22 protein-coding genes are annotated in these 20,326 nt (G+C 75.4%); 10 read left to right on the top strand and 12 right to left on the bottom strand.

The window, feature by feature from the left end; genetic code table 11:
• Positions 1-189: 189 nt before the first annotated feature.
• Positions 190-684 carry a DUF4396 domain-containing protein gene (locus ACI784_RS13395; RefSeq protein ID WP_457013805.1) on the top strand — a complete coding sequence of 165 codons (495 nt, stop codon included), beginning with the start codon at positions 190-192 and terminating at the stop codon, positions 682-684.
• Positions 685-747: 63 nt separating this feature from the next.
• Here ACI784_RS13395 and ACI784_RS13390 read toward each other — a convergent pair whose 3' ends face one another.
• Both ACI784_RS13390 and ACI784_RS13385 read right to left on the bottom strand, forming a co-directional pair.
• On the bottom strand, positions 748-930 hold the full coding sequence (locus tag ACI784_RS13390; RefSeq protein ID WP_457013804.1) for a hypothetical protein: 183 nt from the start codon (positions 928-930) through the stop codon (positions 748-750).
• Positions 931-1,027: 97 nt separating this feature from the next.
• A complete protein-coding gene (locus tag ACI784_RS13385; RefSeq protein WP_456922321.1) occupies positions 1,028-2,740 on the bottom strand; it encodes a phosphoenolpyruvate--protein phosphotransferase in 1,713 nt (570 codons plus the stop codon).
• Positions 2,741-2,899: 159 nt separating this feature from the next.
• On the opposite strand from ACI784_RS13385, the gene ACI784_RS13380 reads away from it, so the two are divergent.
• The 4 genes from ACI784_RS13380 to ACI784_RS13365 are packed head-to-tail and all read left to right on the top strand — an operon-like array spanning position 2,900 to position 7,163.
• Positions 2,900-3,667: a DeoR/GlpR family DNA-binding transcription regulator gene (locus tag ACI784_RS13380; protein ID WP_456922320.1), complete on the top strand. Its 768-nt coding sequence runs from the start codon at positions 2,900-2,902 to the stop codon at positions 3,665-3,667.
• Positions 3,664-4,725, top strand: a complete 1,062-nt coding sequence (locus ACI784_RS13375; RefSeq protein ID WP_457013803.1) for a 1-phosphofructokinase family hexose kinase — start codon at positions 3,664-3,666, stop codon at positions 4,723-4,725. The genes ACI784_RS13380 and ACI784_RS13375 overlap by 4 nt, the downstream gene beginning before the upstream one ends.
• Before the next feature lie 22 nt (positions 4,726-4,747).
• Positions 4,748-6,859: a PTS fructose transporter subunit IIABC gene (locus ACI784_RS13370; protein ID WP_456922318.1), complete on the top strand. Its 2,112-nt coding sequence runs from the start codon at positions 4,748-4,750 to the stop codon at positions 6,857-6,859.
• A gap of 43 nt (positions 6,860-6,902) precedes the next feature.
• Positions 6,903-7,163, top strand: a complete 261-nt coding sequence (locus ACI784_RS13365; RefSeq protein ID WP_456922317.1) for an HPr family phosphocarrier protein — start codon at positions 6,903-6,905, stop codon at positions 7,161-7,163.
• Between the two features lie 79 nt (positions 7,164-7,242).
• On the opposite strand, the gene ACI784_RS13360 is transcribed toward ACI784_RS13365, so the two are convergent.
• The 5 genes from ACI784_RS13360 to pdhA form a co-directional block, all read right to left on the bottom strand.
• On the bottom strand, positions 7,243-7,710 hold the full coding sequence (locus tag ACI784_RS13360; protein ID WP_457013802.1) for an SRPBCC family protein: 468 nt from the start codon (positions 7,708-7,710) through the stop codon (positions 7,243-7,245).
• Positions 7,711-7,785: 75 nt separating this feature from the next.
• A complete protein-coding gene (locus ACI784_RS13355; RefSeq protein WP_456922315.1) occupies positions 7,786-8,952 on the bottom strand; it encodes an AGE family epimerase/isomerase in 1,167 nt (388 codons plus the stop codon).
• Positions 8,953-8,956: 4 nt separating this feature from the next.
• Positions 8,957-10,456, bottom strand: coding sequence for a dihydrolipoamide acetyltransferase family protein (locus ACI784_RS13350; RefSeq protein WP_457013801.1), 1,500 nt, complete (start codon positions 10,454-10,456; stop codon positions 8,957-8,959).
• A gap of 2 nt (positions 10,457-10,458) precedes the next feature.
• Positions 10,459-11,436 (bottom strand): alpha-ketoacid dehydrogenase subunit beta, encoded by a 978-nt coding sequence (locus tag ACI784_RS13345; RefSeq protein ID WP_457013800.1) that lies wholly within the window; start codon positions 11,434-11,436, stop codon positions 10,459-10,461.
• Entirely contained in the window at positions 11,433-12,575 is a 1,143-nt protein-coding gene (gene pdhA, locus ACI784_RS13340) for a pyruvate dehydrogenase (acetyl-transferring) E1 component subunit alpha (RefSeq protein WP_457013799.1), read from the bottom strand. The genes ACI784_RS13345 and pdhA overlap by 4 nt, the downstream gene beginning before the upstream one ends.
• A 214-nt stretch (positions 12,576-12,789) precedes the next feature.
• Between pdhA and ACI784_RS13335 the strand changes: the two genes are divergently transcribed.
• Together ACI784_RS13335 and ACI784_RS13330 are read left to right on the top strand one after the other, a co-directional pair.
• Entirely contained in the window at positions 12,790-13,263 is a 474-nt protein-coding gene (locus ACI784_RS13335; RefSeq protein ID WP_457013798.1) for an Lrp/AsnC family transcriptional regulator, read from the top strand.
• A 257-nt stretch (positions 13,264-13,520) separates the two neighbouring features.
• Entirely contained in the window at positions 13,521-14,732 is a 1,212-nt protein-coding gene (locus tag ACI784_RS13330) for a DUF222 domain-containing protein (RefSeq protein WP_457013797.1), read from the top strand.
• Between the two features lie 118 nt (positions 14,733-14,850).
• On the opposite strand, the gene ACI784_RS13325 is transcribed toward ACI784_RS13330, so the two are convergent.
• The gene (locus tag ACI784_RS13325; RefSeq protein WP_456925550.1) at positions 14,851-15,102 is read right to left on the bottom strand and encodes a DUF3253 domain-containing protein; all 252 of its coding nucleotides are present in this window, start codon (positions 15,100-15,102) and stop codon (positions 14,851-14,853) included.
• 222 nt (positions 15,103-15,324) lie between these two features.
• Between ACI784_RS13325 and ACI784_RS13320 the strand changes: the two genes are divergently transcribed.
• Together ACI784_RS13320 and ACI784_RS13315 are read left to right on the top strand one after the other, a co-directional pair.
• Entirely contained in the window at positions 15,325-16,395 is a 1,071-nt protein-coding gene (locus ACI784_RS13320; RefSeq protein ID WP_457013796.1) for a M42 family metallopeptidase, read from the top strand.
• An 87-nt stretch (positions 16,396-16,482) separates the two neighbouring features.
• Entirely contained in the window at positions 16,483-17,001 is a 519-nt protein-coding gene (locus tag ACI784_RS13315) for a hypothetical protein (RefSeq protein WP_456925548.1), read from the top strand.
• Positions 17,002-17,014: 13 nt separating this feature from the next.
• Here ACI784_RS13315 and ACI784_RS13310 read toward each other — a convergent pair whose 3' ends face one another.
• Genes ACI784_RS13310 through ACI784_RS13300 form a run of 3 tightly spaced genes read right to left on the bottom strand, consistent with a single transcriptional unit; the run spans position 17,015 to position 19,311 of the window.
• Positions 17,015-18,340, bottom strand: coding sequence for a serine hydrolase domain-containing protein (locus tag ACI784_RS13310; protein ID WP_457013795.1), 1,326 nt, complete (start codon positions 18,338-18,340; stop codon positions 17,015-17,017).
• Positions 18,341-18,391: 51 nt separating this feature from the next.
• Positions 18,392-18,718 carry a DUF3817 domain-containing protein gene (locus ACI784_RS13305; RefSeq protein ID WP_456925546.1) on the bottom strand — a complete coding sequence of 109 codons (327 nt, stop codon included), beginning with the start codon at positions 18,716-18,718 and terminating at the stop codon, positions 18,392-18,394.
• Complete coding sequence (locus ACI784_RS13300; RefSeq protein WP_457013794.1) at positions 18,715-19,311, bottom strand: hypothetical protein; 597 nt, start codon at positions 19,309-19,311, stop codon at positions 18,715-18,717. Before ACI784_RS13300 ends, ACI784_RS13305 begins: the two co-directional genes overlap by 4 nt.
• A gap of 27 nt (positions 19,312-19,338) precedes the next feature.
• Here ACI784_RS13300 and ACI784_RS13295 point away from each other — a divergent pair, with 27 nt between their 5' ends.
• Entirely contained in the window at positions 19,339-19,884 is a 546-nt protein-coding gene (locus ACI784_RS13295; RefSeq protein ID WP_456925544.1) for a hypothetical protein, read from the top strand.
• Here ACI784_RS13295 and ACI784_RS13290 read toward each other — a convergent pair.
• Complete coding sequence (locus ACI784_RS13290) at positions 19,862-20,239, bottom strand: DUF2568 domain-containing protein (RefSeq protein WP_457013793.1); 378 nt, start codon at positions 20,237-20,239, stop codon at positions 19,862-19,864. The two genes, ACI784_RS13295 and ACI784_RS13290, sit on opposite strands and share 23 nt — an antisense overlap.
• Positions 20,240-20,326 lie beyond the last annotated feature (87 nt).

The following is a 20,326-nucleotide window of genomic DNA, read 5'->3' as shown; positions in this document are numbered from 1 at the left end:
TGCGGCGCGCGTCCGGCGCCGGCCTTCGGTCCTCACAGGTGGTCGATCGGCACCCCGGCGCCGGCGGTTGAGGGGGACGACCCGAAGGGGGGAGGCGCTTCCTCTTGCCCCGCCGTCCGGCCGGGAGTACAACGGTTGATACCCCATGGGGGTATGAACCGACCGACACGGACGAGGAGGTGGGTCTCGATGGAGACCGCCCCGCACCACCACTCCGACCAGCAGGCCGCCGGGCAGGACCACGGGTCCGGCGCCTCCTGGGCGATGGCCGCCTCCGCGACGCTGCACTGCCTGACGGGGTGCGCCATCGGCGAGGTGCTCGGAATGGTCATCGGCACCTCGATCGGCCTGCACGACGGCGCCACCGTCGCCCTGTCGGTGACCCTGGCCTTCGTCTTCGGCTACGCCCTGACGATGCGCGGGGTGCTGCGCGCCGGCCTGCCGTTCCGCCGCGCCCTGCGGATCGCCCTGGCCGCCGACACCGTGTCGATCGCCGTGATGGAGGTCGTCGACAACGCGGTCATGGTCTCGGTGCCCGGCGCCATGGACGCCGGCGTCACGAGCGCCTTCTTCTGGCTCACGCTGGCCGGCTCGCTGGCCGTCGCGTTCGTCGTCACCCTGCCGGTGAACCGCGCCATGATCGCCCGCGGCCGGGGGCACGCCGTCGTCCACGGCGTGCACTGAGCCCGGACAGCAGACGACCCCGGTCTCCAGACGGAGGCCGGGGTCGCGTGTGTCGCGGCTGGTTCAGCGGGCGTAGCCGCTGCCGTTCGCCATCGTCAGCAGCTCGTCGCGCATCGACGGGCTGCTGCTGCGCGCGAGGGCACGCTCCAGCGCCCGGCGCGTGCGCGCCACCTGCCGACGCCGCCGCCAGCTGGAGGTCACGGTGTTCATCGCCTGGTGCCTTCTCTCGGTGTCGGGGTCTGTCACCTGTAGTAAAGCAGGTAGTAGCCAGAGTATTCCGACGATCCGTAGGAAGACGGCGTGACACGGTGACGGATCATCACCCGCCGGGGTGATGTCGCCCTCACTCCACGGTCAGCACCGCCCGCGCCGCGGCCCGCGCCGCCTGGGGATCGTCGGTGGCCAGCGCCGCCTCCGCGGCCCGCCGGCAGGTGTCGAGGTCGACCGTGGCCAGGCGGGCACCGACGCCCGCGATCGACGACGCCGCGCACGACAGCGAGGTCACGCCGAGGCCGACGAGGACGCACCCCAGCAGCGGATCGGCCGCCGCCTCGCCGCAGACACCCACCGACCGGCCGGCACGGGCCCCGGCGGCCGCGGTCAGCCGGACCAGCTCGAGCAGCGCCGGCTGCCAGGGGTCGGTGAGGTCGGCGAGGTCGGCGGAGAGCCGGTCGGCGGCGAGCGCGTACTGGGACAGGTCGTTGGTGCCGATCGACAGGAAGTCCACGTGCTGCAGCAGCCGGTCGGCCTGCAGGGCCGCCGACGGCACCTCGATCATCACGCCGGGGACGAGCCCGCGGTCGCGGACCAGCCGGGCGAACTCGGCCGCCTCCGGGACCGTGGCCACCATCGGCGCCATCACCCAGGGCTCGGCGCCGGTCCGCCGGGCGGCCTCGGCGATCGCGTCGAGCTGCCGCTCCAGCAGGCCGGGGTCGCGGCGGGCGACGCGCAGCCCGCGGACGCCGAGCGCGGGGTTGGCCTCGTCCGGGGCCGTGGCGAAGGCCAGCGGCTTGTCCGACCCGGCGTCCAGGGTGCGCACGACGACGCGCCGCCCCTCGAAGGCGGCGAACACCTCGGCGTAGCCGCGGGCCTGCTCCTCCACCGAGGGCTCCTCCGCGCGGCCGAGGAAGGCGAGTTCGGTGCGGAGCAGGCCGACACCCTCGGCGTGGGCCTCGACGGCGGCCCGGGCCCCGGCGCCGTCCTGCACGTTGGCCAGCACCTTGACCGCCACGCCGTCCCGGGTCGCGCCCGGACCGCGGTAGCCGGCCAGCGCCGCGGCCGCCGCGCGGGCGGCCGCCACCCGACCGCGCGCCTCCTCGGGGTCGGGGTCGACGGTGACCGTGCCGTGCTCGCCGTCGAGCAGGACGGTCGCCCCCGCGGGGACGTCGTCGAGGCCGCCCACCGCGACCACGCAGGGCAGGCCGAGCTGGCGGGCGATGATCGCGGTGTGGCTGGTCGTGCCGCCCAGGCGGGTGGCCAGTCCGATCACGCGGGTCGGGTCGAGGCCGGCGGTGTCGGCGGGCGCCAGGTCGTCGGCGAGCAGGACCGACGGCACGGCCGGGCTCGGCACACCCGGCTCACCCTGCCCGGTGAGCGCGGCGACGATCCGGTCGCGGATGTCGCGGACGTCGGTGACCCGCTCGGCCATGAGCCCGCCGAGGCCGGTGAACAGGTCGACGAACTGCTGGGCGGCCTGCACGGTCGCCACCGCGGCCGGGGTGCCGGCGGCGATGCGCTGCTCCACGGCCGACAGCAGCCCGCGGTCCCGGGCCAGGCCGGCGGTGGCGGCCAGCACCTCGGCGCTCACGCCGGTCGCCCCGGACGCGCGCTCGGACAGCCGCTCGGCGACCAGGCCCGCGGCTGCGGTGAAGCGCTCCTTCTCCCCCGCGCGCTCCTCCTCGCGGACGACCTCCCCCTCGTCGGCGGGCAGGAGCACCGCACCGGAGGGCCGTACCACGGGGCCGTACGCGACGCCGGGGACGACGGGCGTACCCGGGAGCACGGTGGGCCCGCCGGTGGGCGAGGGGGTGACGGTGGTGGGAGCGGTGGTGGACATGGGTACCTGCCTTGGCGGACGAGGGGACAGGAGCGCGGCGGCCGGAGCCTTCTGGTGACCACGGTCACGGAAATGTGTTGACTTGTCAATGGATCGGACGTAGAACAACACCATCACAACCGCAAACCCACACAACCGGGCACGGAGAGGAGGCGGGTCGTGTACGCAGAGGAACGGCAACAGGCCATCGCCGGGCTGGTCGCCGATCGTGGCCGCGTCGCGGTGACCGCGCTCGCCGAGGAGTTCGGCGTCACCACCGAGACGGTGCGCCGCGACCTCGCCGTCCTCGAGCGGGCCGGGATGCTCCGCCGCGTGCACGGCGGCGCCGTGCCGACCGGGGCGCTCACCTACGTCGAGACGGCGCTCGGGGAGCGGCACGGTACCCGCAGCGAGCAGAAGCGCAAGATCGCCGCCGCCGCCCTCGACCTGCTCCCGGGCGCCGACGGCAGCCTGCTGCTCGACGGCGGCAGCTCCACCGCCGCGCTGGCCGAGCTCCTGCCGAGCGACCGGCGGCTGTTCGTGGCCACCCACTCGGTGCCCATCGCCGCCCGGCTGGGCACCATGCCGGGCCTGTCGCTGTACGTCGTCGGCGGCCGGGTCCGGGGCATCACCCAGTGCGCGGTCGGCGAGCAGGCCGTCACCACCCTGGCCGACCTGCGGGTCGACGTCGCCTTCCTGGGCACCAACGGCATCTCCCCCGACCACGGCTTCTCCACCCCGGACGAGGCCGAGGCGTCGGTCAAGCGGGCCATGACGCGGGCCGGGCAGAAGGTCGTCGTCCTGGCCGACAGCAGCAAGCTGGGCCGGGAGCACCTGGTCCGCTTCGCCACCCCGGCCGACGTCGACGTGCTGGTCACCGACTCCGACGCCGACCCCACCGCGGTCGCCCGCCTGGAGGACGCCGGCGTCGAGGTCGTGGTCGCATGAGCGCCCAGCTCGCGCGGCCCGCCACGGGCCCGGTCGCCGGCCGGATCGTCACCCTGACCGCGAACCCGAGCCTCGACCGCACCCTCGCGCTGCCCGGGCCGCTGGAGCGCGGCAGCGTCGTCCGCCTCGCGCCGAGCTCCACCGAGCCCGGCGGCAAGGGGGTCAACGTCGCGCGGGCGGTCGCCGCGGCCGGCGCCGACGTCGTGACCGTGCTCCCCGCGGGCGACGACGACCCGATCGTGGCCGCGCTGCACCGGCTGGGCCTCCCGCTGGCCTCGGTGCCGATCGGCAGCCCGGTGCGCACCAACTACACCCTCGCCGAGCCCGACGGCACCACCACGAAGCTCAACGAACCCGGCGCCGAGCTCGACGCCGGCACCCGGGCCGCGCTGGCCGCCGTCCTGCACGAGCACGCCGCCGGCGCGCGCTGGGTGGTGCTGTCCGGCTCGCTGCCGCCGGGCACGCCGGTCGACTGGTACGCCGACCTGGTCCGCTCACTGCGCGACACCGGCGCCCGGATCGCCGTCGACACCTCCGAGGCCCCGCTGCTGGCCCTGCTGGCCGCGGGCCCGGACGCCGCTCCGGACCTGCTCAAGCCCAACGCCGAGGAGCTGGCCCAGCTGGCCGGGGCCACGGAGGCGGAGCTGACCGCCGACCGGGACGCCGCCCTGGCCGCCGTCGCCACGCTGCACGGGCGCGGTGTCGGGGAGGTGCTGCTGACCCTGGGTGCCGACGGCGCCCTCCTCTCCGGTGCCGAGGGGGTCTGGTCGGCGACCCCGCCGCCGATCGCCGTCCGCAGCACCGTCGGCGCCGGGGACTGCAGCCTCGCCGGCCACCTGCTGGCCGACCTGACCGGCGCCCCGGCGGACGAGCGGCTGCGCTCGGCCGTCGCCTACGGGGCGGCCAGCGCGTCGCTGCCCGGGTCCGCCGTCCCCACCCCGGCCCAGGTCGACCGTGCCGCCGTCGCGGTGCACGCCGTCCGCGGCCCCGCGTCTGCTCCCGTACCGCCCGGCACGTCCCGCACCACCGTCCCGGCCGCCGGCCGCGACGTCCGCTGAGGCCCTCCCGGAGAGGCAAGCCATGCCCGACCTGATCACCCCCGACCTGGTGGCACTCGACGCCGATCTCGGCGCCGACAAGCACACCGTCGTCCGCCGGCTGGCCGCGCTGGTAGCCGATGCCGGCCGGGCCACCGGCGCCGACGCGCTCGCCGACGACGCCCTGGCCCGCGAGGCCCAGGCGGCCACCGGCCTGCCCGGCGGCATCGCCATCCCGCACTGCCGCTCCGAGGCGGTGACCGAGGCGTCGCTGGCCTTCGCCCGGCTCTCGCCCAAGGTCGACTTCGGGGCGCCCGACGGCCCGGCGGACCTGGTCTTCCTGATCGCCGCCCCCGCCCACGGGGACGCCGACCACCTCACGCTGCTGACCGCCCTGGCCCGGGCGCTGGTGCGGCCGGAGTTCGTCGCCTCGCTGCGTGACGCGGGCTCCGACGCCGACGTCGTCCGTCTGGTGCAGGAGGTCGTGGCCCCCGAGCCGGCCGCCGCGCCCGTCGGGTCCCCGGCCGGCGCCCCCGCGCCCACCCCGGCCCCGGCCGCCCAGCCCGAGGCGGCCGCCGCCCGGCGCAGCGTGGTCGTGGTCAGCGCCTGCCCGACCGGCATCGCGCACACCTACATGGCCGCCGACAAGCTCACCGCCGCCGCCGAGGCCGCGGGGGTGGACGTCCACGTCGAGACCCAGGGCTCCTCGGGCTCCACGCCGCTGGCGCCCGACGTCATCCGCGCCGCCGACGCCGTGATCTTCGCCGTGGACGTCGGCGTGAAGGACCGCGAGCGGTTCGCCGGCAAGCCGCTCGTCCAGTCCGGCACCAAGCGGGCCATCAACGAGCCCGACGTCATGATCCGCGAGGCGCTGGCCGCCGCCGACGACCCCAACGCCCGCCGGGTGCCCGGTGGCGCCGCGGCCGGCGCGGACACCGGCGCTGCGGCGGCCGGGAAGCCGAGCACCGCCGCGGAGATCCGCCGCTGGCTGCTCACCGGCGTGAGCTACATGATCCCGTTCGTCGCCGCGGGCGGCCTGCTCATCGCGCTGGGCTTCGCCCTCGGCGGCTACCAGATCGTCAACGACAACCCGGACGTCGAGGGCCAGAGCTACGCCCTGAGCTGGGTGCTCAACAACTCGCTGTTCGACCTCCCCGTCGGCTCGAACACCGAGGAGCTCCGCTTCGGGATCCTCGGCTACCTGGGCGCGGTCTGCACGGTGCTCGGCCAGGCGGCGTTCGGCTTCCTGGTCCCGGCGCTGGCCGGGTACATCGCCTACGCGATCGCCGACCGGCCCGGCATCGCGCCGGGGTTCGTCATCGGCGCGGTGTCGGTGACGGTGGGCGCCGGCTTCCTCGGCGGCCTGGTGGGCGGCATCCTGGCCGGCCTGGTGGCGCTGTGGATCAGCAAGTGGAAGCTGCCCGCCGGCGTCCGCGGCCTGCAGCCGGTGGTCATCATCCCCCTGCTGGCCACACTCATCTCCAGCGGGATCATGGTGATGGTGCTCGGCCGCCCGCTGGCCGCCGCCCTCGTGGGCCTGGGCAACTGGCTCAACAGCCTGACCGGCACCTCGGCGGCCCTGCTCGGGATCATCCTCGGCCTGATGATGTGCTTCGACCTCGGTGGCCCGGTGAACAAGGCGGCCTACCTGTTCGCCACCGCGGGCCTGGCCTCGGCGACCACCGGCTCGTTCGTCATCATGGCCACGGTCATGGCCGCCGGCATGGTCCCGCCGCTGGCGATGGCGCTGAGCACCGCGATCCGGCCGAAGCTCTACACCCCGGCCGAGCGGGACAACGGCAAGGCGGCCTGGCTGCTGGGTCTGTCCTTCATCTCCGAGGGCGCCATCCCGTTCGCCGCGGCCGACCCGGTCCGCGTGATCCCGTCGATGATGCTCGGCGGCGCGACGACCGGCGCCATCGTGGCGGTCCTGGACATCCAGGCGCGGGCTCCGCACGGCGGGGTGTTCGTGTTCTTCGCGATCAGCAACTTCCTCCTGTGGCTCCTCGCGATCGCCATCGGCGCCGTCGTGGGCGGCATCGCGGTCACTATCGCCAAGAGCATCGGCAAGTCCGACGCCGAGGAGGCGCCGGAGGACGCCGTCGACCTCGAGCACGCCCACGCCGCCGTCCACACCCAGCCGGCCCGCGCCTGACCGGGCACGCTAGTCCTGACCGCCCCAGCAGCGAGGAGATCTCATGCCCAGTCAGACCGTCACCGTCGGATCCCGCGTCGGGCTGCACGCCCGCCCGGCCGCCCTCATCGCCGAGGCCGTCGGCAAGGCCGGGGTCCCGGTCACCCTGGCCACCGAGGGCGGCATGCCGGTGGACGCCGGATCACCGCTGATGATCATGACGCTCGGCGCCAAGCAGGGCACGTCGGTCGTCGTGACCACCGACGACCCCGCCGTGCTGGAGCAGATCGCCGGCCTGGTCGCCCAGGACCTCGACGCGGAGTAGCGGCCGGCGGCCCCACGAACGACGGCGCCCGTCCCCTGCAGAAGGGGGCGGGCGCCGTCTCGTGCTGTGGGGCGGACTTCTACGGCTGGTCGGGCCGCGAGACCTCACCGCGCCAGGCACCGGTCTCGGTGCCGCGGCTCTCGATGAACTCCTTGAACCTCTTCGCGTCGGCCTTCACCTGGCGGTCGTCGAAGCCGAGCGCCGCGCCTGCCTTCTCGACGATCCCGGTCGGCTCCCAGTCGATCTGGATTATCACGCGGGTCTTGGTGTCGTCGAGCCGGTGGAAGGTCACCACGCCCGCGTGCTTGGCCTCGCCGCTGGTGCTGGTCCAGGCCACCCGCTCCTCGGGGCGCTGCTCGGTGATCTCCGCGTCGAACTCGCGCTTCACGCCGTCGATGCTGGTGACCCAGTGGGTGTGCCGGTCGTCGAGCTGGGTGATGCGCTCCACCCCGCCCATGAACTGCGGGAAGGTCTCGAACTGCGTCCACTGGTCGTAGGCCACGCGGATCGGCACGTCGACGTCGATGGCTTCCTGCACGCTGGCCACTGTCAGCTCCTCTGCTCGGGTACTGGTCGCGTCCGACCTACCCGCGGGAACCGGACGGGACACGTCCGTCTCGGTTCAGCGCAGCGCGGCCGTGACGCTTCCCCGCACCGGCCGGCCCTCCGCCAGCAGCAGCATCTGCACGAGGTGGTAGGCGTCGGGCTGGCCGTCCCAGGTGCCCGAGGCGACCTCTCCCGCCGGCGTCAGCTCGTGGTGCCAGCTGCCGGTGACCGGGTCGGCGAACCGCTGCTCGCCGTGCGCCCGCCACCGTCGCGCCAGCTCCCCGTAGCGGGGCTCGCCGGTGACCGCGGCCAGCGCCGCCGCGGCGGCCACCGCCTCGCAGACCACCCAGTGCATGCGGGCACCCACGACCGGCCGGTCGTCCCAGTCCAGCGTGTACGGGAAGCCGTCGTGCCCGTCGGCGGCCCACCCGCGGGTCGCCGCCGCGTCGAACAGCGCGACGGCGTCCTCGAGCAGCCAGGACGGCGGGTCGGGCGTGACCGCGGCGAGGTGCAGCGCGAGCCGGGACCACTCGAACTGGTGCCCGATCGTCACGCCGTACGGGCGGAAGGGGTGGGCCGGCTCGTCGCGGTTGTAGCCGGGCAGCGGCGTCCAGTCGGCGGTGAAGTGCTCGGGCAGCCGCCAGTCGCGCTCCCGTGCCTCGCCGTGGACCAGCCGCTCGGTGGCGCGCAGGGCCTGGGCGCGCAGCCGGGTCGCGCGCGGGTCGTCGCCCAGCGCGTCGGCGGCGGCGAGCGACGCCTCGACGCCGTGCATGTTGGCGTTGGCGCCGCGGTAGTCCGACAGCGTCGTCCAGCCGGCGTCCCACTCCTCGACCGCGAGGCCGGCGTCGTCGTCCCAGAAGCGGGTCTGCCAGACCTCGAGCGCGTCGTCGAGCAGCTCCCGGCCGCCCGGGGCGCCGACCGCGGTCGCCGTCGCCCCGGCCAGGACGACGAAGGCGTGCACGTAGGCGGACTTGGTGTCGTCGTCCGCCGTGGCGTACCAGCCCCCGCGCGCGGCGTCCCGCAGCGGCCCGTCGGTGAGGGCCTCGACGCCGTGCGCCACGAGGGCGGCCGCCCCGGGCCGTCCCAGCAACTGGGCCAGCCCGAAGACGTGCGTCTTGCGGGCGGTGATGAAGGTCATCAGCGGCCGCTCGGCGAGGACCTGCCCGTCCCCGCCGAGGAAGCCGAACCCGCCGGGCACCGCGGAGCGCTCGGCGAAGTCCAGCAGCCGCTGCAGGTCGGTCATGCGCTCAGAACGCCAGCGCGGTGCCGGGGTCGGAGAGCAGCGCACCGACGTCGGCGAGGAACCGGCTGCCCAGTTCGCCGTCGATGACCCGGTGGTCGAACGACAGCGCCAGCTGCGTCACCTGCCGCGGCCTGACCTTGCCCTTGTGCACCCACGGCATCTCGCGGACCGCCCCGAAGGCCAGGATCGCCGACTCCCCCGGGTTGAGGATCGGCGTGCCCGTGTCGACGCCGAACACCCCGACGTTGGTGATCGTGATCGTGCCGCCGGCCATGTCCGCGGGGGCGGTGCGCCCCGCGCGCGCGGTCTCGGTCAGCTCGGTGAGCGCGCCGGCCAGCTCGGGGAGGCTCAGCCGGCCGGCGTCCTTGACGTTCGGGACGACGAGCCCGCGCGGCGTGGCGGCGGCGATGCCGAGGTTGACCTGCCCGTGGACGACGATCTCCTGCGCGGCCTCGTCCCAGGAGCTGTTCACCATCGGGTGCCGGCGGGCCGCCAGCAGCAGCGCCTTCGCGACGAACAGCAACGGGCTGACCTTGAGCCCCGCGAACTCCGGCCGGGCCGCCAGCCGCGAGCGCAGCTTCGTCATCCGGGTCACGTCGACGGTGAGGAACTCGGTGACGTGCGGCGCGGTGAACGCGCTGGCCACCATCGCCGCGGCGGTGTGCTTGCGCACGCCCTTGATCGGGATCCGCTGGGCCAGGCCCGCGCTGCCGGTGTCGAAGGCTCCCTGGAGCGCGGCGGCCGCCTCCTGCGCCGGCGTCGTCGGGCCGGCGGCCGCCGCCTCGACGTCCGCGCGGGTGATGACGCCGCCGGGTCCACTGCCGGTGAGCGCGGTGAGGTCGACGCCGAGGTCCTTGGCGAGCTTGCGCACCGGCGGCTTGGCCAGCGGGCGCGGCCGCCCGCGACCCGGTGCGGCGACCAGCGCGGTCGCGGCCTCCTCCGCGGCGGCATGCGCCTCGGCGGCCCGGCCGACCTCCAGCCCGCCGTGCCGCACCGGCTTGGTGCGCGCGTCGGGTGCGGTGGTCAGCAGCGGGGTCCCGCGCGAGCCGTCGTCGGCCGACCCGGCCAGCGAGGTCGGCACGGGGGGCGCGTGGACGGCACGCCGCGGGCGCCGGCGGGCCTCGGTGGTGCGGGGGCCGTAACCGACGAGGACCGCGGTCCGCCCGCCGGGCGCGGCGCCGCCGATCAGCCCCGCGGCCGGCTCGCCGGCGGGTTGCGCGGCGGGCGGGGCGGTGTCCCCGGCGGGAGCCGGCCCGTCGCCCCCGACGTCGATGGTGATGATCGGCGTGCCGACGTCCACCATGTCGCCCGCCTCGTGCAGCAGCGCGGTGACCGTGCCGGCCCACGGCGAGGGCAGCTCGACGGCGGCCTTCGCCGTCTCCACCTCGCACAGCGGCTGGTTGACGGTGACCGTGTCACCGACGGCGACCAGCCACTGCAGGATCTCGCCCTCGGTCAGGCCCTCGCCGACGTCGGGCAGCTTGAACTGGCGCAGCTCACCCATCCTCAGAACCCCATCGCGCGGTCGACGGCGTCGAGCACCCGGTCGAGGTCGGGGAGGTACTCCTCCTCCAGCTTCGACGGCGGGTACGGGGTGTCGTAGCCGCCCACCCGCAGCACCGGCGCCTCCAGCGAGTGGAAGCAGGTCTCGGTGACCCGCGCGGCGATCTCGGCACCGAGGCCGAGGGTCACCGGCGCCTCGTGGACGACGACGCAGCGCCCGGTGCGCCGCACGCTGTCGTACACCGGCTCCAGGTCCAGCGGACTCAGCGCGCGCAGGTCCACCACCTCCAGCGAGCGGCCCTCCTCCGCGGCCGCCTCCGCCGCCTGCAGCGCCGTCTTCACCATGGGCCCGTAGGCGAGCACGGTGACGTCGTCCCCACCGCGCACGACGCGGGAGGCGAACAGCGGCTCCGGCGAGGCGTCGGTGTCGACCTCGGCCTTCTCCCAGTACCGCCGCTTGGGCTCGAGGAAGACGATCGGGTCGTGGTGGGCGATCGCCTGCTGGATGCCCCAGTAGGCGTCGACCGGGTTGCTGACCGCGACCACCTTGAGGCCGGGGGTGTGCGCGAAGTACGCCTCCGGGCTCTCGCTGTGGTGCTCGACCGCGCCGATGCCGCCGCCGAAGGGGATGCGGATGACGATCGGCATGGTCAGCTTCCCGCGGGAGCGCGCGTGGATCTTGGCGACCTGGGTGACGATCTGGTTGTAGGCGGGGAAGACGAAGCCGTCGAACTGGATCTCGCAGACCGGCCGGTAGCCGCGCATGGCCAGGCCGACCGCGGTGCCGAGGATGCCGGCCTCGGCCAGCGGGGTGTCGACGACGCGGTCCTCGCCGAAGTCCTTCTGCAGGCCGTCGGTGATGCGGAAGACGCCGCCGAGCCGGCCGATGTCCTCGCCCATGAGCAGGACCTTGGCGTCGTCCTCCATGGCCTTGCGCAGGCCGAGGTTGAGCGCCTTGCCGATGGTGAGCGTCTGCGTCATCGCTCCTCGCCCCCCTCGAAGCTCGCCTGGTACGCCTCGAACTCCGCCTGCTGGGCGGCCAGGTGCGGCGTCTGCTCGGCGTAGACCTGGTCGAAGATGGCCGAGCCGGGCGGGTCGGGCATCTCGACGGTGCCGCGGCGGATGCGCACGGCGAGCTCGTCGGCCTCGGCCTCGACCGAGTCGAAGAAGGCGGCGTCGGCCGCGCCGGAGCGCGACAGGTACGCCTTGAGCCGGGCGATCGGGTCGCGCAGCTTCCACTCCTCCAGCTCGCTGGCCAGGCGGTAGCGGGTGGGGTCGTCGGAGGTGGTGTGCGCGCCCATGCGGTAGGTGAACGCCTCGATGAACGTGGGGCCCTGCCCCTCGCGGGCGGCCTGCAGGGCCGCCCTGGTCACGGCGAGGACGGCGAGGACGTCGTTGCCGTCGACCCGGACGCCGGGGAAGCCGCAGCCGGCCGCCCGCTGGTAGAGCGGCACCCGCGACTGGCGCTCCAGGGGCACGCTGATCGCGTACTGGTTGTTCTGGCAGAAGAAGACGACGGGGGCGGAGAAGCTGGCCGCCCAGATCATCGCCTCGTTGACCTCGCCCTGGCTGGTCGCGCCGTCGCCGAGGAAGGCGATGGTCGCGGTCTCCGCACCGTCGCGCTGCAGGCCCATCGCGTAGCCGGTGGCGTGCAGGGTCTGCGCGCCGATGACGACGGTGTAGAGGTTGAAGCCGGTGGCGACCGGGTCCCAGCCGCCGTTGTCGACGCCGCGGAACAGGCTGATGACGTCCAGCGGGTCGACCCCGCGGGTCCACGCCACCCCGTGCTCGCGGTAGGTGGGGAAGGCCATGTCGTCGGGCTGCAGCGCGCGGCCGGCGCCGATCTGGGCGGCCTCCTGGCCGAGCAGCGAGGCCCAGATGCCCAGCTCGCCCTGCCGCTGCAGCGCGGTGGCCTCGACGTCCCACCGGCGGACCAGCACCAGGTCGCGGTAGAGGCCGCACATCTCGTCGGGCGCGAGGTCGAGGGAGTACCCGGGGTGCTCGACCCGCTCACCCTCCGGCGTCAGGAGCTGCACCAGGTCGGGCTGCTGCGGCAGGTGGGGCGCCTCGGCCCCGGGGACGGGGTCGACCACCTCGGTGGTCGCGCTCGACACGCTCACGCACTCACTCCTCCGTCGACCGGGCCGCCGGGGTCGCCGGCCGTGCTCGGTGGTGGACGCCTCGTGGCACCGGGGTGTGGCGCCACTCACACATCGTGGCACGTCCCCCGCCCTGGCGAGAAGATCACCGCTCCGCCGGGATGCGCAAGGGGCGTCCCACCTGGTGCGCAGATTGCTCGGTACTAGGACGTCCTCGCATGTCAGACTGAGCACCGTGCCGGTCCTCGACGCCACCGACGCCCGCCTGTTGCGGGCCCTGACCGAGGACCCCCGCGCCACCGTCATGGCGCTCTCGCAGAAGCTCGGCCTCGCGCGCAACACCGTGCAGGCGCGCCTGGCCCGGCTCGAGAGCAGCGGCGCCCTGGCCCCGTTCGACGCCCGGGTGCAGCCCGAGTCGCTGGGCTACCGGCTCGGCGCGTACGTCACCGTCCAGGTGGTGCAACGCAGCCTGGCCGACGTCGGGGACGCGCTCGCCCACATCCCCGAGGTGCTGGAGGTGACGGCGCTGTCCGGGGTGGCCGATCTCCTGGTGCGGGTCGTGGCCACCGACGCCGACGACCTGTGGCGGATCACCGAGCGGGTGCTCGCCATCCCGGGCGTCCAGCGCACCGACACCGCGCTCGCCCTGCGCCGGCTGGTCGACCACCGGATGGCCCCCCTGCTGGACCGGACCGCCGGCGCCGACTGAGCCTGCCGGTCGTCACCCCGCACCCCGGGACATCCCGCACTCGCCCGGCCACCCGCTTCGCATCGCCGACAGGCGCCCCGGTGAGACGTTCCCGCCGTGCGCCGCACCTGACTTCGCCTCTGGAGGCCAGCCGATCGGCCCCACTTGCGCAAGGGGGCTCCGCGATCTGTGGACAGCGCTCTGAACTGGGAATTCAGGTGGTTAGGGGTCTCCTGCGGCGGTAGACTTCGAACATCTGATCGAAGGTGAGAGGTGTCGTGGACGGCTTGCCGTCGGTGCTCGACGCCGTGGTCGGTGAGGAGCTGGCGCCGCTGGGCGCGGCGGAGTTGCTGGACCGGCTGCGCGGGTTGCTGGCTGCGTCGAACCGGCTGGCGGCGGAGGTCGCCCGCACCGTGCGGGCGTGCGAGGTGAGCGGGGCGGCCGAGCACGACGGGCTGAAGAGCATGCAGTCGTGGCTGCGGGGGCACGGGCGGTTGTCGCCGGCCGAGGCCGGGCGGGTGGTGCGCAACGGCCGCGCCCTGGTCCAGCTGTCGGCGGTGGCCGCGGCGTGCGCCGACGGGCACGTCAGCGCCGAGCAGGTCGCCGTCATCGCCCCGATCACCAAGGACGACCGGCTGGCCGCCGCCGTCGAGCAGGGCGTGGACCTGGCCGAGGTGGACGGGGTGCTGGCCGGGGTGGCCGCGGGCCGTCCTTACACCGTGCTGCGGCGGGTGGTCGGCCACTACCTGGCCCGGCTGGAGCCCGACGGGGCCGAGCCCGATCCCACCGAGGCCCGCGCGGTGTGGCTCGCCCGGCACGCCGACGGCGGCCTCACCGCCCGGGTCGAGCTCGACGCCGTGGGCGGGGAGAGGTTCTGCACCGCGCTGGAGGCCCTGGTGCAGGCCGGCCGCGGCGCCGGGGATCTGCGGACCCGCGCCCAGCAGCTCGGGGATGCGCTGGTGCAGCTGTGCGACCTGCAGCTGGCCACCGGCGGGCTGCCGGTGCTGCGTACCGTCAAGCCGCAGGTGATGGTGCGCATCGACCTGGCCGACCTGATTGACCCGAAGGCCGCCCCCGGCGCCGGGGAGACCGGCTTCGGGACCGCGATCTCCGCCGCCCGCGCCCGGTGGCTGGCCTGCGACGCGGCCGTCTCCCGGATCGTGATGACCCCCGACGGCACCCCACTCGACCTCGGCCGGGACAAACGCGTCGTGCCCCCACACCTGCGCAAGGCGGTGGAGGCCCGCGACCGGGGATGTGTGTTCACCGGCTGCCAGGCGCCCACCTTCTGGTGCGACGTCCACCATGTCGTGGAGTGGATCAACGGCGGCGAGACGTCACTGCAGAACTCCGCGTTGCTGTGCGAACGCCACCACACCAAGGTCCACCACGGCTTCCGCGTGCACCGCCAACCCGACGGCCACTGGCGCACCTGGCGACCCGACGGCACCGAGATCGTGATCGGCCCACCCCTGCTCACCGCCGCATGACACCGCCGACGCGGACAGCGCCAACCGGCGTGCCCCGGCACGGGTCGGGCGCCGGGAGACGAGGCGCGGCGCTGGCGGTGCGGGCTCGAGGCAGTACCCCGGGATCCGCCGCGGCGGACTACTGCGGCCGGCGCACCCGCACGGGTCCGCGGGCGGTGGCGACCTCCACGACCGCGCCGCCCTGGGTCACCTCCGCGCGGCCGGCGGCGGCCAGGCGGCCCGCGGCAGCCCGGGCGGCGGGCATGAGGTCGCGCCAGCCGGCGGCGTCGACAGCGCGGGCGGCCTCCGAGGGGCAGATGGAGGCGCCGGCCCGCCGGGCGTCGAGCAGGTCCTCGATCGTGCGTTCCAGCCGCGCGTCGACGTCCTCCACACCGGACAGCGTGCGGGGCGATCCACGCCTCCGCCACTGGCCGACGAGGGTCACACGCGGGACGCTGCCGTCGTGCGCCGCGCGACGACCTGCTGCTCGCGGCCATGGTGCTGCTCACGACCGGGTGGGTCCTGGCCGCCCGGCGGCGGCGCCCCGTACGACGACTACCCGGACGAGGGACGGGGGTAGGAGGGCGGGCCCGTCGCCGCCCCGAGGAGATCCGTGTCCCCCGCTGATCGTGCCCTGCTCCAGGACCTGCTCGCCGCCTACGGACCCGGTGGTCAGGAGGACGAGGTCAGGGAGGTCTGCCGGCGGTCTCTGGAACCGTTCGTCGACGAGCTGACGGTGGACGCGGCGGGCAACCTCGTCGCGCTGCTGCGCGGGACCGGCGGGCAGGACGCCCCGGTCGTGCGCGTCATGGCGCACATGGACGAGCTCGCGATGATCGTCAAGCGCGTGGAACCCGACGGCACCCTGCGGCTGTCCCAGCTCGGGATCATGTACCCGGGCAACTTCGGTCTCGGCCCGCTCACCGTGCTGGGGGACACCGAGCAGTTCACCGCCGTCCTGCTGCTCGGGTCGGAGCACACCACCCAGGAGACACCGAAGGTCTGGCAGACCAAGCCCGACGGCGGCGACCGGGCCATGGAGTGGACCGACGTGCACGCCTTCACCGGCCGCGACGTCGAGTCGCTCCAGGCCGCCGGGGTGCACCCGGGCACCCGCGTCTGCGTGCACTCCAGCCGCCGCAGCCTCGTGGGGTTCGGCGACTTCGTCGGCTCGTACTTCCTCGACGACCGCACCGCCCTCACCGCCCTGGTGGGCGCCGCGCGGCTGCTCCGGGAGCAGGACCGGCGCCCGCCGGCGGACGTCTACCTGGTCTGCACCGTGGGTGAGGAGATGGGCGGCATCGGCGCCGCCCACGCCAGCCGCACGCTCCCCGGCGACGTCACCCTCGCCCTGGACATCGGTCCGGCGGAGGCCGAGTACCAGGTGCCGGTCGACTCGGGGCCGGTCGTCGCCTACGCCGACGACGCCGTCGTCTACGACAAGGCCATCAGCGACCGGCTGATGGCGCTGGGACACGAGCTCGACCTCGCTCCCCGCGCGGCGGTCTGGGAGTCCTTCGACTCCGACGCCTCCCAGGCACGCAGCAGCGGCCAGACCGCCCGCGCCGCCCTGCTGTCGCTGCCGACCCTGAGCACCCACGGCTACGAGGTCCAGCACACCGAGACGGTGGGACGCTGCGCCCGCCTGCTCGCCGAGTTCCTGTGCCGGCCGGTGGCCGGCTGACCGGCCGTCGGCCGGTGGCCGGCGGCTGCCCCCTCGCCGCCCGCCGGCCTGGTGTGGCCGCCGGGGGCCCGCGGGTAGGGCGCAGCCATGGCGAAGCGCACCCCGGTGGGGACGATCGGCAAGGGCCGGCGCGGCATCAGCGTGCTCGGCTGGGCGCTGCGGGGGGCCGCCGCCGGCGCGGCGGGCAGCACCGCCCTCAACGCCGTCACCTACCTGGACATGGCGGTGCGCGGCCGCGGCAGCAGCTCCACGCCCGAGCAGACCGTGGAGACCCTGGCCGAGAAGGCGCACGTGCCCATCCCGGGGGACGACGAGACGCGGCAGAACCGGGTGCAGGGCCTGGGCCCGCTGACCGGGCTGGTCGCCGGGATCGGGGTCGGCGTCGTCGTCGGCCTGGTGCGGGCGGCGGGCTTCCGGTCGCAGCCGGTGGTCGGCACCCTGCTCACCACGGCCGGCGTCCTGGTGGCCGCCAACGGGCCGATGACCGTGCTGGGCATCACCGACCCGCGCACCTGGTCGGCCACCGACTGGGCCAGCGACCTGGTGCCGCACCTGGTCTACGGCGCGGTGGTCAAGACGACGATGGACGCCTTCGACCGGCCGTGACCCGCGGGGCGGCTCAGTGCCGCCAGCCACCCTCGTCGACGCCGCCGGGCACCGGACCCATGGGGTCGTAGGGGGTGCGGGTGAACACGAAGGTGCCGAGGTCCAGGTGGTCGGCGGCGATGGTCAGCGGCTCACCGGCGTAGTAGCCGTCCAGCCCGACCCAGCTCCCGTCCTCCCGCCGTGCGAAGCGGCTGGCCCGCCCCGCCCGCCCGGGCATCGGCCCGAGGTGCAGCAACCCGCCGGGCAGCGCCCGCAGCACGTGGGGGGCCGGGCCCCAGAACCAGATGCCGAGGTCCTCCAGCGGCACGGGCGACGGCGCCGGCTGCCAGGGGTCGACGATCCGGGGCTCGGCCGCGCGCAGGTCGGCCAGCAGGCCGAAGACGACCGGTTCCGGGCCGCTGGTGGCGTTGGCGAGGGACACCGCACCGGTCCGCTCCTCGCGGTCGACGAACACCCCGGCGAGGAACCCGGGCATCGACCCGCCGTGCCCGACGAGCGTGCGCCCCTCGACCCGCATGACCTGCAGCCCGAGGCCGTAGGCCGACCAACCCGGCGCCGAGGAGTCCACCCCGGCCGGCACGGTCATCTCCTCCAGCGTCGCCGGGTCGAGCACGTCGCCGGTGTCGCCGAGCAGGAAGACCGCGAACCGGGCGAGGTCGGCCAACGAGGCCCACAGCTGCCCCGCGGCGGCCATCACCCCGGCGTGGTGCTCGGGCTCCGGCAGGACGACGTCGGCCCACGGGTACACCGCGTGCCCCTCGGCGGCCGGGGCCATCGGACGCGGGGTCGTGCGCGTCATGCCCAGCGGCGCCAGCACCTCGTCGTGGACGACGTCGTCCCACGGGCGGCCGCGCAGCCGGGCCACCAGCTCACCGAGCAGCCCGAAGCCGAGGTTGGAGTAGTGGAACCGGCGTGCGGCGCCGAGGACGGCGTGCTCGTCGGCGAGCCCCAGATCCTCCAGCGACCCGCCGGGCGTGCGCTCCCACCAGCCGCCCGGGCTCTCCGCGGCGGCCCCGCCCAGGTGGGCCAGCAGCTGCCCGACGGTGCGCTCCCCCACCGGCGTCCCCGGCACGTGCAGCTCCAGCGGGTCGTCCAGCGCCAGCCGCCCCTCGTCGCGCAGCCGCAGCACCGCCACGGCGGTCACCGTCTTGCTGATCGACCCCAGCCGGTACTGGACGTCGGTGTGCGGCTCGGGGACGTCGCCGCGCCCGGCCGACCAGGCCAGCCCGTCCTCCCGGACGACGCCGGCGACCAGGCTGGGCGCGCGGCCGTCGCGCTGCACCCGCGCGACGCGGGCGAGGAGGGTGCGGGCGGTGGAGGGCAGGACCGGTTCGGGCACGACCGCGAACCTAGACGCGCCCGCCCGGGGCGCGGGCGGGCAGGGCTCGCGTCAGGCGCTCGGGACGGGCTCGGGCAGCGGCAGCCGCTCGGTGCGGGTCGCCCAGCGGTCGAACCACAGGGTGGCCAGCGGCGGCACCGATGCGGCGAGGGCGAACAGCGTGGTCAGCGCGTTCCAGCGCAGCACGCGGGCCGCGAGGAGCGAGACCAGCACGTAGGCGACGAAGATGCCGCCGTGGATCGGCCCGAAGATCTGCACGCCGCGCTCGGAGGACGCGAGCACCCACTTCACGAACATGCCGAACAGCAGGCCCACCCAGGAACAGGCCTCGGCGAGGGCGACGGCACGGAAGGCGAGGGCGACGGCGCGGGGGTTCATCGCCCCCCATCCTCCCCGATGCGCGGCCCGAGGTACGCCGCGCCCCGCGGGGAGAGCTCGTAGCCGACCGCGAGGCTGCGGGTCAGGCCCAGCTCCTTCAGCCGGCGGACGTCGCGCTTGAACGGCAGCGCCTCCCGGCCCAGGACGGCGGCGAGGTCGGGCGCCCGCACCCCGGGGCGTTCCGCGATCAGGCGCAGCACGGTGCGCGTCCACGGTCCGGCGGCGCGGGCGGCGTCCCACCGGTCGAGGCACGCGTCGAGCTCGGCCCGCTCCGCCGCGGAGAGGGCCCCCTGCTCACGCAGCGCCACCCGCGGGTCGGCGCCCGCCCCGCGCACGTGCATCCGGTAGACGTGCGTGCCGGGGCGGCGGTCCAGCAGCCGGAGCAGCCGGTCGCGGGAGGGGACGCCGGCGGCCACGGCGTCCGCCTCGGTGATGTCGGCGGGGTCCACCTCGGTGACGTCGACGACCTCGACCACCCCCGCCGCCGTGCGCTGGGTGCTGCCGGGGCGCATGCGCGGCCGGTCCCAGCGGCGGAACGCCAGCGTGACCACCCCCTCCATGATCGCGGCGGCGGTGGCCGGTGGGATCAGCACGGCCGGATGCTGGCAGGGTCGACGCCCGTGCGGGGACTGGCGCGGCGGGAGTTCTGCCTCGTGCTGCTGCGGCGGATGGCCGACCTGCGCCCCGACCTGGTCGCGGAGGCGCTGCCCCGGCTGGGGGCCACCCGCGCCGAGGCGCACGCCGCGCACACCCGCTGGCAGGCGCTGCAGCACTCGCCGCGGGCCCCGCGGGGGCTGGCGCTGCGCAGCGCCGTCCTCGGGCCGCCGGACGAGCTCGAGGACCGCCGGTTCGGCGACCTCGACGTCCAGGTCCGCCGGTGGCCGGTGCCGCTGTGGCCCCACCTCTACTGGGAGGTGCTGTCCGGTCCCGGCGGGTCGGTGCTCAACGAGCACCTGGTCCGGGCGCCAGGCTCACCCGTCCCACCCGCGTCCGCGGCGCGGCTGCTGGTGTGGGAGCACGTGCTCGACGACGTCGTCGGCCTGCCCGGGGCACGCAGCGTCGACCCCGGCGTGGTCACCCGCTGGGAGGTCGCGCTGCCCGGCGGGGCCCGGGCGCGGTTCGTGTGGGGGCTGCTGCAGGAGGTCAGCGGAGGGCCGGGGCGCTGACGGCGTCCGCCGACGCCGGGGAGGTGAGGGGCCCGGAGAGCACGGTGCCGAGCACGGCCGCCGCGGCGAGGACGACGGCCAGCCGCGGCGAGCCGCTGACCAGCAGCGCGGCCACCGCGCCCCCGAAGACGACGACCTTCACGAGGACGGCGAGCGCGGCCACCTGCACCACGGCCTGCGGCGCAGCGAACACGCCCCACAGGACGGCCACCCCCAGGGGTAGGCCGAGACCGAGGAGCCAGCGGCCGGCCGTCGTCGCGCCGGCGGTGGCGCCCCAGTACCCGAGCGCACCGAGCGCGCCGAGCTCCGCGGCGAACGCGACGCCCGCCCAGGCCCACTGCCATGCCTGCGCCATACCCACCTCCTGTTGTGAACAGTGCTCTCTTTCGAGATCAGTGTTCACGAGCGCGTCGGCGCGGTCAAGGTCCGGAGACGCGCGGAG

The sequence above is a fragment of the Geodermatophilus sp. SYSU D01186 genome (assembly GCF_054050215.1).
The sequence above is the reverse complement of the archived record's forward strand: the minus strand, read 5'-3'. Positions and strand labels throughout refer to the sequence as shown.

What these genes read in the sequence shown, in the direction of transcription:
- ACI784_RS13395 (WP_457013805.1), top strand. Translation starts at nt 190, where the DNA reads ATGGAGACCGCCCCGCACCACCACTCCGACCAGCAGGCCGCCGGGCAG.
- ACI784_RS13385 (WP_456922321.1), bottom strand. Translation starts at nt 2,740, where the DNA reads ATGTCCACCACCGCTCCCACCACCGTCACCCCCTCGCCCACCGGCGGG.
- ACI784_RS13375 (WP_457013803.1), top strand. Translation starts at nt 3,664, where the DNA reads ATGAGCGCCCAGCTCGCGCGGCCCGCCACGGGCCCGGTCGCCGGCCGG.
- ACI784_RS13370 (WP_456922318.1), top strand. Translation starts at nt 4,748, where the DNA reads ATGCCCGACCTGATCACCCCCGACCTGGTGGCACTCGACGCCGATCTC.
- ACI784_RS13365 (WP_456922317.1), top strand. Translation starts at nt 6,903, where the DNA reads ATGCCCAGTCAGACCGTCACCGTCGGATCCCGCGTCGGGCTGCACGCC.
- ACI784_RS13355 (WP_456922315.1), bottom strand. Translation starts at nt 8,952, where the DNA reads ATGACCGACCTGCAGCGGCTGCTGGACTTCGCCGAGCGCTCCGCGGTG.
- ACI784_RS13350 (WP_457013801.1), bottom strand. Translation starts at nt 10,456, where the DNA reads ATGGGTGAGCTGCGCCAGTTCAAGCTGCCCGACGTCGGCGAGGGCCTG.
- ACI784_RS13345 (WP_457013800.1), bottom strand. Translation starts at nt 11,436, where the DNA reads ATGACGCAGACGCTCACCATCGGCAAGGCGCTCAACCTCGGCCTGCGC.
- ACI784_RS13315 (WP_456925548.1), top strand. Translation starts at nt 16,483, where the DNA reads ATGGCGAAGCGCACCCCGGTGGGGACGATCGGCAAGGGCCGGCGCGGC.
- ACI784_RS13305 (WP_456925546.1), bottom strand. Translation starts at nt 18,718, where the DNA reads ATGAACCCCCGCGCCGTCGCCCTCGCCTTCCGTGCCGTCGCCCTCGCC.
- ACI784_RS13290 (WP_457013793.1), bottom strand. Translation starts at nt 20,239, where the DNA reads ATGGCGCAGGCATGGCAGTGGGCCTGGGCGGGCGTCGCGTTCGCCGCG.